This window comes from Christiangramia portivictoriae DSM 23547, assembly GCF_000423045.1.
Taxonomy (GTDB): Bacteria; Bacteroidota; Bacteroidia; order Flavobacteriales; family Flavobacteriaceae; genus Christiangramia; species Christiangramia portivictoriae.
In genome coordinates this window covers 550,799-565,162 of record NZ_KE383972.1, presented here as the reverse complement: position 1 = coordinate 565,162, position 14,364 = coordinate 550,799, and the positions used below count along the sequence as shown (strand labels likewise).

The following is a 14,364-nucleotide window of genomic DNA, read 5'->3' as shown; positions in this document are numbered from 1 at the left end:
TCTTTTAGACTAGAGAGCGTCTTTTCCTTCATCCCGGCCATCTAACCGATGTTTTAAGGTAACCGCTTTTTGAAGAATAAGGTTATTGGGATAGGTCACAAGTTCGCCCTCACGGGTGCGTAGATGAAGGTGAAAAGCTTTGATATCTTCGATCTCAGCTTCAATATCCAGGTCTTTGTCATGGATCTTGATGGTGTCACCAATCTTATAGGGAAAGGAAAAAAACAGGATGATCCCACTGGTAACATTACTCAGGATCGACCAGATGGCGAATAAAGCTACTCCTATTACTGCAAATACAGATGAGAATATCAAGGAGAGATCTGTAATTCCTACACCCCAGGCAAGAGCCAGGAGAAAAGCTGCAATTAATATGATAAGAATATTAATGTATTTAAACATCAACCTGGTGCGGGTGATGTTGATCTCTCCTCTACGACCAACTTTGTTTGCGGCCGTTCTCAGTAAAAATTGTATTAGCAATAAAATGATAAGTACTGCGAGAGAATACAGTAATTCATAGCGATAGGTGAGAAGCAATTCCTTCATTGATCAAGTTCTAATTTCTCGCGCAAATGTAAATCTTTATTCGAATTTTTATTCCAGTAATCGGTTCTTAATCGTGCTTTTTTGGTGGCCGTAGTCGTTAAAATTTCAGACTGTTCACCATTTCCCACAGGAGCTGATTCCTCCCATCTTTCTATGGTATAAGGTGCGGATTTATTGAGGTAAATTTTCAGTGTTCTGTTCAATTCTGGATAAAACAACTGGTATATATGATATCGTTCACTGGTAATAAATTGTCCTTCAGCTTCAAAGGGACGCACTGCAATGTGCTGAAGTCTTATAAACTCAAACGAGGGAAGCATTTTAAAAGATCCTACCGGCACCCGATCGAGATCAATTCTTAATAGATTCCAGATCTCATTTTCAAGATTGATTGGATTTAATTTCAAATACTGGTCTGCTTCACCCGCAAAATAGGAGTGACTGCTAATGTCAAAATCTTCCCGGTTGTTCAATTGCATGTATACCTGGCCACACCATTCCTGAACTGAGGCGGCAATCTTCAGGGCATGATCATTCCCGTTAAGAGGAAAGAAGCTACTTTGCATGATACTATAAGGGTAGATGCCAGTATTAAAATTTTTAGTGCTGTTCAATTTGAGGACCGATGCCTTACTTAATGTTGCATCATCTGCTTTTACCTGTTCTGTAATCGAAAAATCTTCAGTAACATATATAAGGGTTGCTGTGCCTTTTCGCAGCTCACCATACCTGGATTGTTCGAGGTCATAGGTAGTTATTTCAGCCTTGCCCGAGTACCAGTAATCTTTAAAGTCTTCAGTTAAACTGAAATCGTTTCGATTAAATTCCCGGTCTGTACAGGAGATTATAAGTATCGAAAATGTGAAAATTGTAAGGAGTCGTTTCATCGTATTGATGACAATTTACGAATTTTCCTCTTTCAATATGTTTATTAAGCTCTTGTAGACCAGATTTGTAGGTAAGCCTACCACGTTAAAATAGCTACCGCTGATGGATTCTATTCCTATTAAACCTATCCATTCCTGGATGGCATAGCCACCAGCTTTATCAAATGGTTTATAATTAGTGACGTAGAATTGGATCTCTTCTTCACTAAGGTCTGCAAACTTTACTTTGGTGGTGTAATTGAGTATGTCCTGCCGGTTTTTATAAGTAAAACATACAGAAGTGATCACTTCGTGTTCTTTGCCAGAAAGCATTCGAATCATCTCCACCGCGTGGTCATGATCTTTAGGTTTTCCCAAAGCTTTTTCTTCAGCATAAACAATGGTGTCACTGGTAATCAGGATTTGATGATCCTTAAGATTGGTAAATGCTTCAGCTTTTAATTTTGAAAGATAATCTGTGATCTCCTGGCCTTCGAGATGTTCAGGATAGATCTCTTTTACAGAACGAACATCTATGGTGACAGGAATTAGGAGATCTTCAAAGAATTTCTGTCTTCGTGGTGAACCCGAAGCAAGAATGATTTCGTGGTCTTTAAGCAAATTCTGAATCATGTTTATAGAATTATGAATTGTAATAGTCCTATGGATAAAAGACCAAAAAACAAAACAGCTTTTAATAGTGTGCTTAACCTTGAGTACTCAGATTTTCTTGACGCTGTCCAGATATTAACTTCAAAAAACAACAAGGGCGCCAGCAATAGAAAGAGGGCGTATAGCACTGCCGCCGTATTTCCGAAGAGATATTCATAAACATAATAGATCAGGAAACCTATGGGAGCCAGACCCAATAAAAAAAGTAACTGATTTGTACGTTTTTTGCCAAGCACGATAGGAAGGGTTTTGTAGCCTGCATTGTAATCACCATCGATATCTTCCTGATCTTTTACTATCTCACGAAGCAGATTCACCAGGAATGCAAATATGGAATAATCGATCAATATTGAAAAGATCGTGGACTGAGTGGGTTGGTTTTGAGGGGTGATCGCCGGTAACAGATCGTATAAGCCAACACCTACCGGAATCAATCCTACGATAAGACTTACCAGGATATTGCCAATCAAAACACTTTGTTGAAACTGGGAGTTGTAGAGGTATAAAATGGCAGAGCCAAATATAAAGAATGCTGAAAATCCCGGTACACCAATCATGTTCGATACATAAAACCCTAATCCTACACCAATGATGCTCAATAAGAAGAACATGCTGTAGGCACTTTTTTCTGAAATGCCAGACTGAACATAGGTTTTGGAAGGTTTGTTCTTTTGATCTGCTTCTACATCAAAAATGTCGTTAATCACGTAGCCGGAGGCAGCAACCGAGACTACGGCCAGAACTAACATCGAAAATCCAAAGAGGTTTAAGGTGATCGCCACTCCAAATGGTTCGAACAAACCATATTTTATAAGATACATGGTAAGGGCAATGAATAGTAGATTTCCCGGTCTTACCAGTTTAACGTAATTCAGCATTTAAGAAGTCTTTTCCATCCATTTACCCTGAACTTTCATAACCTGCTCGATCACATCACGAACACAGCCTTCCCCGCCATTTTTGTGTGATACGTAAAGTGAAATTTCCTTGAGTTCTGGTACGGCATCCTGAGGGCAGCAAGGCAGTCCTACTATTTTCATTGGATAGTAATCTGGAATATCGTCACCCATATATAATACCTGCTCTGGTTTAATATCATAGACGTCTAAAAACTCATCCATTTGCTCCACTTTATCATCTACTCCAAGGTAAATATCTGTAATACCCAGTCCACGAAGTCGTTCACGTACTCCTTCGTTTTTACCGCCACTAATAATACAAACGGTAAACCCTGCACGCAACGCCATCTTCATGGCATAACCGTCTTTTGTGTTCATCGTTCTTAAAAGTTCTCCTTTCGTTGATACCTGCAAGGAGCCATCGGTAAGGACGCCATCAACATCAAATACGAAGGTCGTGATCTGGTTTAGATATTCTTTATAATTTTTTTCCATGTGTTTTCTGAATAGAGTCGGTTAGGGTTTTATAAATTTTTTGTCGGTCTTCATTGAGCATCTGCAAATGAGTCTCGATCGTGTTAATGTCATTTCTAAGGGCAGGACCAGTTTGAGCGTCATAGGGCGGCAGATCCTGAATCTTTTCAAAAGTTTCCTGGATAAGCGGTCTTAAAATGTCAAATGGCAATTCATTTTCATTGCAGTAATCTGCCGCTAATGTGAATAGGTGATTTGTAAAATTATTGACGATCACTGCGGAAAGATGCAAAGCTCGTCGCTGCTCTGAATTTACTTCGAAAACTTTGGTTGAAATCAACGATCCCAGCTCCTTCAGTTTAATAAGGTTTTCTTCAGAATTGGCTTCTATGCATAAAGGTATTTCTGAAAAATTTACCTCTTTATTTTTACTGAAGGTTTGCAACGGATAAAATATTCCGAAGTTATCCAGCATAGACAAATCTTCCATAGCTACACTTCCGGAGGTATGAACCACCAGGGCTTTCGAAGCTTTTAAATTCTGTGCGACTTCAGTAATTGCCGAATCCCGCACCGAAAGTATGTAAATATCTGCTTCAGCCAGTTGCTCGTAATCACTAATAACTTCAGTAGTGTTACCTATAAAGTCCAGCCTGGATGGATTTCGGCTAAACAATTGAATAACATCAACTTCAGGAGTTAATTTGAAGCTTTGGTACAGGTGAATTCCAACATTGCCCGCACCCAGGATCACTACTTTTATCATGCGGCTAAATTACCAAAAAAATCAAGGTGTAGAAATTAACAGCTGTTGACTTGATATTCGAGTAGTTCACTGTCTTTAAACGATAAAAAATCGTTAAATTTGCAGCCGTTAAAACGACACTTTCTCATGCAGAAAAAAATAGCCTCTATCCTTTTTTCTACCCGAATAATGGCCGTCCTGTTTATCATCTTTGCAATTGCCATGGCCATGGGAACTTTTATAGAAAGCTGGTACAGTATCGAAACGGCAAGAATTCTTATTTACAATACCTGGTGGTTCGAAGGGATCATGTTATTTCTTCTCATCAATTTTATTGGTAATATCAAGCGATACAAGCTTCATGAAAAAGAAAAATGGAGCAGTCTTTTGTTACACCTTTCCTTTATTCTCATTTTGATTGGTGCCTTTGTAACAAGGTATATAAGCTATGAAGGAGTGATGCCTATTCGCGAAGGAGAGACTACGAACAAGTTCATGACCTATGAAACTTATCTTACTTTTTTTATCGATGGAGAGATAGACGGTGAGCCACGAAGAAGGGTTTTACAGGAGGATGTACTGTTTGGGCCGGAAGTGGAGAACGATTATGTACTGGATACAGATTTTAATGGAACACCAGTAAAATTTGAAGTGACAAACTTTATTCACGGCGCTGAAGAGACGCTTGTGCCTACAGAGGACGGTGAGAATTATCTTAAGATCGTGGAAGCTGGGGATGGTTCGCGCCACGATCATTACCTTAAGCAGGGCGAAGTAAGCAATATACATAACACCTTGTTTACGCTTAATAGTCCGCAGGATGGTGCCATTAATATTCAGGTTACTGAAGATGGAGAATACCAGATAGACTCCCCGTTTGAAGGAACATATATGCGAATGGCAGATCAACAGCAGGGGACATTGGTTAGTGATTCCACGCAAACTCTTATGCTGAGGTCGCTGTATAATATTGGTAGCATGCAGTTCGTGATTCCGGAACCGATTGTTACAGGGGAATATGATGTAGTGCCTACCAATCCAAAAACAAAGCAGGATCTTGATGCGGTAACCCTGGATATTACAGCCAATGGAAAGACTGAAACCATTACTTTATTGGGCGGACAGGGAACTGTAGCAGATCCACAGGCGATTAATTTTGACGGACTCGAAGTCTTTGTTAACTACGGAAGTATAGAAAAAGAACTTCCGTTTGCCTTGAAACTGAATGATTTCATTGCAGAAAAATATCCCGGAACTGCCGATAGAGCAACACCTGGTTACGCGAGTTTTAGAAGTGAGGTGGAAATCGTTGAAGAAGGAGAAGAGCCTGAACCATATTCTATATATATGAACCATGTACTGGATCATCAAGGTTACAGGTTTTTTCAATCAAGTTTTGATCCCGATGAAAAGGGCACGGTGCTTTCTATAAACCGTGATTTCTGGGGAACCTGGATTACCTACATAGGTTATTTCTTACTTTACTTTGGACTAATGTGGATATTGTTTGATAAGGGTTCTCGCTTCGGGAATTTAAAGGTTATGCTGGAAAAGATCAAGGATAAGAAAAAAGCACTGGCAGTTTTGGCGCTTATGTTCCTGTCTTCAGTTGGATTTACCCAAAATGACGATCATGCACATAATCAGAATTCCAAGCAGCAGATCGATAGCATCATTGTTTCTAACGCGGTAAAAGAGGAGCACGCCGATAAATTTGGAAGATTAATTATCCAGGATGCAGGTGGTAGAATGAAACCTGCTAATACGTATTCTTCAGAATTACTTCGTAAACTAAGCAAAAGCGATACGTACGCCGGTCTAAGTTCAGACCAGGTATTGGTTTCCATTACTGAAAATCCTGCCTTCTGGTACCAGGCGCAGGTGATTTATGTAGAGAAAAAGAATGACAGTCTGCACCAGATCCTGGATGTGGAGGAAGGTAGAAAGTACCTGGCCCTGATGGATTTCTTCGATGAAAAAGGTGGTTACAAACTGTCCCCGTATCTTGAAGGTGCTTATAAAGCTGCAGTTCCGAATAAATTTCAAAAGGATTTTATTGAAACCGATAAAAAAGTAAACCTTTTGTACCAGGCGGTTCAGGGTAAAGTACTCAAAATTTTTCCTGTACCTGAAGATGAAAATAACAAGTGGGTCTCTTACCCTGAGCTTGGAGAAGCTAGTTTCACGGGAATGGATTCGGTTTATACGAAGCAAATCCTTCCGCTGTACATGAGTGCGCTTAAAACAGCACGGGAAACGAGCGATTACGAAAAAGCAAATCAGTACCTGGAAAGTATTCAGAGTTTTCAGGAAAAGTTTGGAGGCGAGGTAATGCCTTCAGAAGACAAAGTAAATGCTGAGATTCTTTACAACAAATATGACGTATTTAGAAACCTGTTCTGGATGTACATGCTGGCAGGACTGGTCATGCTCGTTTTTGTGATTGTGCAGATCTTTAAAGATAACAAAGCGATACGAGGTCTTATCTACGCCGGAGCCGCTACGATTATCGTACTTTTTATAGTGCATACGGCAGGACTCGCAGCCAGGTGGTATATTTCTGGTCATGCTCCCTGGAGTGATGCCTATGAGTCGATGATCTACGTAGCCTGGGCGACTATGTTCTTTGGTCTGGCATTTGGTAGAAAATCAAATCTTACGATCGCGTCTACCGCTTTTGTAGCTTCCATGATCCTTATGATCGCACACTGGAACTGGATGGATCCGGCAATTGCCAATCTGCAACCGGTGCTTAATTCCTATTGGTTAATGATTCATGTTTCTGTTATTGTTGGTAGTTATGGTCCGTTTACACTTGGAATGATCCTGGGAGTGGTTTCCCTGCTTCTCATGATTCTTACCAATGAGAAGAATAAGAAGAAGATGGACATTAATATAAAAGAGATCACCATCATTACTGAAATGGCCCTAACCGTTGGTTTAGTCATGTTAACTATTGGAAACTTCTTAGGTGGCCAGTGGGCGAATGAAAGCTGGGGACGTTACTGGGGTTGGGATCCAAAAGAAACCTGGGCGTTAATAAGCATCATGGTTTATGCATTTGTGATCCATATGAGACTCGTTCCAGGGCTTAGAAGCAGATGGCTATTTAACTTAATGGCGATTGTAGCTTTCGCAAGTATCATGATGACCTATTTTGGTGTGAACTTTTATTTAAGCGGGCTGCATTCTTATGCCAGTGGAGACAAGGTTATTACTCCAACCTTTATATATTACACTTTAGGTGCGGTAGCAATTCTGGGTACCATTTCTTACCTAAAGTATAAAAAACACTTTGCTAGGAAATAGCCGATTGGTTTAATTTCAAACAACAAAAAAGCCCGGTTTTAAACCAGGCTTTTTATTTATAATGCTGATGCAATTATTTGATGGTTCCTACCATATCTTTTGGATCTACCCATTCATCAAATTCATCATTGCTTACATACCCAAGATTGGCCGCTTCTTCTCTAAGCGTTGTACCATTTTTATGAGCAGTATTCGCGATCTCAGCAGCTTTGTAATAGCCAATCTTCGTATTTAAGGCTGTTACTAACATTAGAGAATTGTTCAGGTGTTCTTTGATGCGTTTTTCGTTCGCTTCGATTCCGCGAGCGCAGTGTTCTTCAAAAGAAAGACAGGCATCACCAATTAATTGAGCACTTTGCAATAAAGCATTCGCCATTACAGGTTTGAATACATTCAGTTCAAACTGACCCTGCATTCCTCCAACGCTCATGGTGACATCGTTCCCCATGATTTGTGCGCAAACCATGGTAAGCGCCTCGCACTGGGTTGGATTAACCTTTCCAGGCATGATCGAAGAACCAGGCTCGTTGGCTGGAATATTAATTTCGCCAATTCCACTACGTGGACCTGAAGCTAGCATTCTAATATCATTTCCAATTTTGTTAAGCGAAACGGCGATCTGTTTCAGTGCACCATGTGTTTCCACAAAGGCATCGTGAGCGGCCAAGGCTTCGAATTTGTTTCCGGCAGATACGAATGGCATCTCCGTAAATTTGGCGATAAACTCGGCGACTCTTTTAGAATATCCTTTTGGTGTATTAAGACCGGTTCCTACCGCAGTTCCACCCAGGGCAAGTTCAGATAAATGCGGCAGAGTGTTCTCCAGTGCCTTGATACCATAATCCAGTTGCGCAACATATCCACTAAATTCCTGTCCAAGAGTTAGGGGAGTGGCGTCCATAAAATGTGTACGCCCAATTTTGACTGTTTGTTTGAATTCTTCAGATTTCTTCTTTAGCGTGTCTCTAAGTTTTCTTAAACCGGGAAGGGTGATCGTAGTAACCTTTTTATAAGCTGCGATATGCATTCCGGTTGGAAAAGTATCGTTCGAAGATTGAGATTTATTCACATCATCATTTGGCTGAAGTGTTTTCTCTCCTTCTCCAATATTCTTACCTGCGATCTGGTGAGCTCTGTTCGCAATAACTTCGTTCACGTTCATGTTGCTCTGCGTACCACTACCGGTTTGCCAGATCACCAAAGGAAATTGGTCGTCATGCTTCCCAGCAAGAATCTCGTCACACACCTGGGCAATAAGATCTCTTTTTTCCACTGGAAGAACTCCAAGTTCACAATTGGTATAAGCAGCAGCTTTCTTAAGATATGCAAAGCCATAAATGATATCCAGCGGCATGGAGGACGCGGGCCCGATTTTGAAATTATTGCGGGAACGTTCAGTTTGAGCACCCCAGAGTTTATCTGAAGGGACTTTAACTTCTCCCATGGTATCTTTCTCTATTCTATAATCCATATTTGTAAATATTGGTTGTTTCACAAAGTTAAGATTTCACTAATCTTAATGATCAAAAAAAAACTTTAAAATTGGCGCTTCCGTTATTCTGAATATCTCAGTTACAGATTGTAATTTTAGTCTGAATCAAAGGACATCAGTTCCTGCTGACCTTTTAGGACATAGAATTCAAATGACTCTAAGTTCTGTTAGCAATTATTTTCTTCGGAATCTATTATAGGCGCTTTGCCGTGACAACTGAAGTTTTTATAGAATAAACTGTAATCATCAGATCTTCAGAAGTCAACATAGAATAATGATTTCTTAAAAATAGGCGAGGTGATGCCGTATCATTGACCAACCGCAAGCGATAACATCCTAAGAAAGAATTTCAGCAAATGTTGAAGAACATTGGCTCTGCAAATATTCCTGTATTATCCAGTTGCAAGATTTATTTTTTTACAATCTGGTTTGCTCAACTTCCATTCAAAATATAAAAATGATGGCAGCTTGAATATTGAGATATATTAATTCTGGAAAAATTGTATGATTTTCTGTGATAAGCGAACAGGTATTTATATCTTTGACCTGATTTAAATCAAACTATACCATTATGTTCGAATTCGATCAATACCTTGGATTTTTAGCGTTCCTTACGATATTAACGATGGGTTTCTGGCTTATGATCTTCCTGGTAGCTTTCGTTCCTTACTGGATCGGTGGGTCTGTTGGAGAATTGATCAAAGAAAAACGTGAGGCTCGTAAAAAAGCCAAAGCGGAAAAAGCATAAAAAAAAGGGACTTATTTAAGTCCCTTTTTTTATTTCCTCTATTCCAGATTTTCTAGTATTCTCCTTCTTCAAAATCTTCTTCGCCACCTCTTCGGCTTTGTCTCTGTTTCTTCTGATTAAATCTGTAGATCATGGACACTGTTACGTTTTGTCCCTGTCTCCACTGGAACTCACTATCTCTCTCGTACGTATCTGTCAATGTATAAGAATCTCTTTTACGTGAATTCAACAAGTCGCGAACATTCAGTGAAATTGTAGCTTTCTCTTTAAAGATATCCTTACTAAAAGCAAGATCCAGAGATAGAATACCTTCCTGTGTTCCCTGTACGCCTTCAAAAGCTCCTCTGTAAAATGCATTGGTTTGCCAGTCGATTTTCGCAGGCAAGGTTACTTTTGAACTAAAGCGGGCGAACCAGCTATTGTTTTCAGCATCATAACTTCTACCATTATAATCCCCCTCGGTTTTAAATCTGAAGAAATTGAAACTTCCATTTAATCTTAGCCAGTCAGCAGGATTGTAAAGAAGACCAAGTTCTGCACCAGTACGATCATTGCTTGAAAGATTCACTGGAATCGTTCTAACGATATTTGTTCCAGCGACATTGTCTTCGATCCTTTCGAATGAATCGGTTTCATGCTGGTAGTAGATCGATGAAGTCAATGTAAGCTTTTCCCATCTTTTTAAGTATCCAAGATCAAAAGCGTTGGAGTAGGCCGGACTTAAGTTAGGGTTTCCCTGGAATACGTTATTAGTACTACTACGAGAAGGGAATGGATTGATAAACCAGCCTCTTGGCCTGTTGATCCTCCTGTTATAGCCTAAAGTAATATTTTCTTCTTCAGCAACTTCGTAAATAAGGTTTACCGTTGGGAATAGTCCCAGGTAGTTGTTATCAAAATCGGTATCAATAGGAATTCCAAAAGCTTCTTCCAGCTGCTCGTCTGTCAATTCACTTTCAATTTTACCTTTCAATTGTGTATTTTCCAATCGCAAACCAAGTAAGAAAGACAAGGACCCAAATTTACTTCCATACTGAGTATAAAGAGCATTTACATTTTCAGTATAATCAAATTCGTTGGTTAGGGTTTCATTCAGAAAAAAAGAACCTGTATTTACGTCCTGTTGAAACAAGTCGTAATCTGTAATCGAATTTTCAAAATTACCACGGTAACCGGCTTCGAATTGAGCATCCTCACCTAGTGGAAGTACATAATCTGACTGGATCAGTATTTCTGTTTGATCCTCGATCTGGTTTACATTTTCCCCGATCAAAGCAAAATCTATATTGCCCGGGTTATTGAAAATATCCTCTGTAATCCTGGTAGCCTGTGTCTCGCCATCGATCTCATATTGGAAATCTGCAGTGAGCGTATGGCCTTTATCATCAAAGTTATTGATATAATTTAGAGCAAATTGCCAGCTATTGTCAATCTCCGCCTGTCTTTCACGGCGTTCTGTTTGTAGAACCAGACCCGATTCACTTGTGTAATAATCAGAATTATTGGTAGTGATATCTACATCATCGCCACCTCTGTAAAATATGGTTCCGGTTAGAGAGGATTGATCGTTCAGGAAATATTCCATCCCAAAATTGGTATTGAAATTTCTGCTAAGCCTGTCGATATCTCTGTCTTCGTAGATTCTGGAATAGTCTGTAGAGCTGTTCTCAAAGTACCTGGTATCAAAGAATCCGCCACCTGGAGATTCGTTATAACGAACACCGGTTGTAGTAAACAGGTTGAATTTCTCTGTACGATAATTCAGGTTAGCATTCGCTCCAGCATTTGTTGGAGTACCCAGGTTGGCTGTAAAAGAACCATTGAATCCTAAAGTTTCCTTTTGAGTAAGAATAATGTTCAGAATCCCCGCTGTACCTTCAGCATCATATCTCGCGGAAGGTGAAGTGATCACTTCAACCCGCTGGATGGCATCCGCAGGCAAATTGTTCAAAACGTTCGTATCGCCAAATCCAGCCATTGCCGAAGGTTTTCCATTAATCAGAATTTTCACATTTTCGTTCCCACGAAGGCTAATTCCTCCATCGATATCAACGGTTACCGATGGTACATTATTTAATGCATCACTTACAGTTCCACCAGCAGTAGTAAGATCCTTTCCAATATTATAGATCTTTTTATCCAGTCTTACATCTACCTGCGTCGTTTCTGCTCTTACAACCACCTCATCAAGGTTTTCAGAACCAAGACCCAGCATAATTGTCCCCAGATCCAGATCTGCATTCACCTGGCGATCTTTAAAAACTTTGGATTCGTAAGAGATGAATTCTACTGTAATAGTGTAAGTACCTTCCTGAACCGTAATCTCGAATTCACCATCAATATTCGTTACCGTACCGTCAATTTTTGATGGGTCATTGGAATTCTGGATGGCTACAGTAGCATATTCAAGAGGAACGTTTAGTTCATCATCCATTACTTTTCCAGAGATGGTATATTTTTTAAGAGGTGAAGGACCCTGAGCGTAGGTTTTGAAACTCAACAGGCCAATAAATAGTAAGAGTAAATTTAGGGTATAGATCTTCCGACTGGTCATTATATAATTTTACCCTATGACCATAGGAAACCCACTTAGTTTAATGAACGAGGGTTAAAATATTGTTAAGCGCAAAATTAATTTCAATCAACAAACGCACTGTAATGAATATCAGGATTTTCTGGTAAGCTGTTTATTCAAAAAAATATAATTTTCAAACTGCTCCTGGGTTAAAAATTTCTGAAGAGACTTATGTTCACTTTTTTGAATGGTCTTTAACTTATTGACTTGTTGTCCGGTTCCCAGGCTGGAATTGATGATCTCATTCTTTTTTATTGTGAATTCAATAATCGCATCTTCCAGAAGCTGCGTCTGGTCAATAGAAAGATTTAACTGATTTCTCCAGGTATAAGCAAGCTCAGCTGCAATCTCTCTAATTTCTCGCCGGTTCTTCTCGTGAATATGTATTTGAGAATATACGAAACCAGCTACTGCCGCAGCGGCCAGACCAATAATTGTAATCCTGTGTTGTAGTTTCATATAATTGGTTATTATAGCAATTTATTAATTTCAGTAGCTGGTCTTCCAACTACTGCATTTTGATCGTTCTCAACGATAGGTCTTTCAATCAACTTTGGATGTTCCACCATAGCCTGCATCAATTCCTCTTCGCTAAGATCTTTTCCTTTATAATTTTCCTTCCAGATCTTTTCACTGGTGCGCACTAACTGAAGAGGGGTGTAATTCAGTTTATTTAAAATCTGCCTCAACTCATCTTTTGTAAGTGGCTCTTTGAGGTATTCCCTGATTTCAAAATCCTTACCAGAATCCTTTAAAAGTTCAAGTCCATCTCTGGATTTTCTACACCTGGCATTATGATAAATAGTATATTTCATTAAATCTTAATATAAACATTTCAGATTAATTAAAAAAAGCCATAGCATTAACTAATCTTCATTTTTTTGTCCCATCATCATCAGGAACGCTTTCAGAAATGGATCAATTGCACCATCCATCACAGCATCTACATTTCCGGTTTCTTCCGCTGTTCTAACATCTTTTACCAGTTTGTAAGGATGCATCACATAGTTGCGAATTTGCGATCCCCATTCAATTTTCATTTTAGAATCCTCAATTTCTCTTCGCTGTGCCTGCCGTTTCTGGAGTTCAATTTCAAACAACTGGCTCTTTAATAACTGCATCGCCTTGTTCTTATTCTCAAGCTGTGACCTGGTTTCAGAATTTTCAATGACAATTCCCGTAGGTTCATGGCGTAGCCTAACCGCGGTCTCCACCTTATTTACGTTCTGTCCACCAGCACCAGATGATCGCATAGTTTCCCAGCTAAGGTGTGATGGATTGATGTCGATTTCTATCGTATCATCTACCAGTGGATATACATAAACTGAAGCAAACGAAGTATGACGTTTAGCGTTACTATCAAATGGCGATATTCTTACCAGCCTGTGCACACCGTTTTCACCTTTAAGCCAGCCAAAGGCAAATTCACCTTCAATTTCCAGTGTCACTGTCTTGATTCCAGCCACATCACCTCCCTGGTAGTTTAATTCCCTTATTTTAAAGTTTCGCTTTTCAGCCCACATCATGTACATGCGCATAAGCATTTCTGCCCAGTCACAACTTTCAGTACCACCTGCACCGGCAGTGATCTGCAAAACGGCACTCATGCTGTCTCCTTCTTCGGAAAGCATGTTTTTAAACTCCAGTTCTTCTATAAGATCCAGAGCATCATCATTCCTTTGCTGGACATCTTCCACAGAAGCCTCGTCCTCTTTATAAAATTCGTAAAGAACCTCAAGATCTTCTACTAAAGTTTCCGCTTTTTCATAATCACTGACCCAACTTTTTTCAGCATTGACCTCCTTCATGATCTGCTCTGCTTTTTTGGGGTCATCCCAAAAATCTGGAGCAAAGGTCTTTTCTTCCATGTTGGTTATTTCGATCTTCTTGGCATCAATGTCAAAGATACCTCCTTAACGCAACCAGGCGCTCTTTGAGATCTCGTATATTCTCTGTAGTTATCATGTGTTCGATTTAGCGTAAAAATAGAATTTAGGGGTGTTTCGGAAAAGTATTTAACGAATAATTTTTAGAT

Annotated in this window: 13 protein-coding genes; 2 read left to right on the top strand and 11 right to left on the bottom strand. The window is 39.6% G+C overall.

The genetic code is table 11. The features are described from left to right. Positions 1 to 9: 9 nt before the first annotated feature. From G529_RS0115190 to G529_RS0115165, 6 genes are read right to left on the bottom strand one after another with little or no spacing between them, the layout of a single operon-like run. A complete protein-coding gene (locus G529_RS0115190) occupies positions 10 to 549 on the bottom strand; it encodes a mechanosensitive ion channel domain-containing protein (RefSeq protein WP_026916343.1) in 540 nt (179 codons plus the stop codon). Then, positions 546 to 1,436 carry a hypothetical protein gene (locus G529_RS0115185; RefSeq protein WP_026916342.1) on the bottom strand — a complete coding sequence of 297 codons (891 nt, stop codon included), beginning with the start codon at positions 1,434 to 1,436 and terminating at the stop codon, positions 546 to 548. Before G529_RS0115185 ends, G529_RS0115190 begins: the two co-directional genes overlap by 4 nt. Before the next feature lie 15 nt (positions 1,437 to 1,451). After that, on the bottom strand, positions 1,452 to 2,048 hold the full coding sequence (locus tag G529_RS0115180; protein WP_026916341.1) for a Maf family nucleotide pyrophosphatase: 597 nt from the start codon (positions 2,046 to 2,048) through the stop codon (positions 1,452 to 1,454). A gap of 2 nt (positions 2,049 to 2,050) precedes the next feature. Next, positions 2,051 to 2,965 (bottom strand): geranylgeranylglycerol-phosphate geranylgeranyltransferase, encoded by a 915-nt coding sequence (locus G529_RS0115175; RefSeq protein ID WP_035696171.1) that lies wholly within the window; start codon positions 2,963 to 2,965, stop codon positions 2,051 to 2,053. Next, a complete protein-coding gene (locus tag G529_RS0115170) occupies positions 2,966 to 3,481 on the bottom strand; it encodes a KdsC family phosphatase (protein ID WP_026916339.1) in 516 nt (171 codons plus the stop codon). After that, the gene (locus G529_RS0115165; protein ID WP_026916338.1) at positions 3,465 to 4,226 is read right to left on the bottom strand and encodes a Rossmann-like and DUF2520 domain-containing protein; all 762 of its coding nucleotides are present in this window, start codon (positions 4,224 to 4,226) and stop codon (positions 3,465 to 3,467) included. The genes G529_RS0115170 and G529_RS0115165 overlap by 17 nt, the downstream gene beginning before the upstream one ends. A gap of 126 nt (positions 4,227 to 4,352) precedes the next feature. Here G529_RS0115165 and G529_RS0115160 point away from each other — a divergent pair, with 126 nt between their 5' ends. Continuing rightward, positions 4,353 to 7,514, top strand: coding sequence for a cytochrome c biogenesis protein CcsA (locus tag G529_RS0115160; RefSeq protein ID WP_035696170.1), 3,162 nt, complete (start codon positions 4,353 to 4,355; stop codon positions 7,512 to 7,514). Between the two features lie 73 nt (positions 7,515 to 7,587). On the opposite strand, the gene fumC is transcribed toward G529_RS0115160, so the two are convergent. Continuing rightward, positions 7,588 to 8,985 (bottom strand): class II fumarate hydratase, encoded by a 1,398-nt coding sequence (gene fumC, locus G529_RS0115155; RefSeq protein ID WP_026916336.1) that lies wholly within the window; start codon positions 8,983 to 8,985, stop codon positions 7,588 to 7,590. A 592-nt stretch (positions 8,986 to 9,577) separates the two neighbouring features. On the opposite strand from fumC, the gene G529_RS16635 reads away from it, so the two are divergent. Beyond that, complete coding sequence (locus tag G529_RS16635) at positions 9,578 to 9,754, top strand: hypothetical protein (RefSeq protein ID WP_026916335.1); 177 nt, start codon at positions 9,578 to 9,580, stop codon at positions 9,752 to 9,754. A 52-nt stretch (positions 9,755 to 9,806) separates the two neighbouring features. On the opposite strand, the gene G529_RS0115145 is transcribed toward G529_RS16635, so the two are convergent. The 4 genes from G529_RS0115145 to prfB all read right to left on the bottom strand — a co-directional run bounded on the left by G529_RS0115145 (position 9,807) and on the right by prfB (position 14,294). Then, positions 9,807 to 12,308 (bottom strand): TonB-dependent receptor, encoded by a 2,502-nt coding sequence (locus G529_RS0115145; protein WP_026916334.1) that lies wholly within the window; start codon positions 12,306 to 12,308, stop codon positions 9,807 to 9,809. A gap of 111 nt (positions 12,309 to 12,419) precedes the next feature. Beyond that, positions 12,420 to 12,788 carry a hypothetical protein gene (locus G529_RS0115140; protein ID WP_026916333.1) on the bottom strand — a complete coding sequence of 123 codons (369 nt, stop codon included), beginning with the start codon at positions 12,786 to 12,788 and terminating at the stop codon, positions 12,420 to 12,422. Between the two features lie 11 nt (positions 12,789 to 12,799). Continuing rightward, a complete protein-coding gene (gene arsC, locus G529_RS0115135) occupies positions 12,800 to 13,144 on the bottom strand; it encodes an arsenate reductase (glutaredoxin) (RefSeq protein WP_026916332.1) in 345 nt (114 codons plus the stop codon). Between the two features lie 51 nt (positions 13,145 to 13,195). Further along, positions 13,196 to 14,294, bottom strand: a protein-coding gene (gene prfB / locus G529_RS16040) for a peptide chain release factor 2 (RefSeq protein WP_157514694.1) whose coding sequence is annotated in 2 segments (ribosomal slippage) — positions 13,196 to 14,230 and positions 14,232 to 14,294 — 1,098 coding nt in all. Because the reading frame shifts where the segments join, the coding sequence is not laid out codon by codon here. Positions 14,295 to 14,364 lie beyond the last annotated feature (70 nt).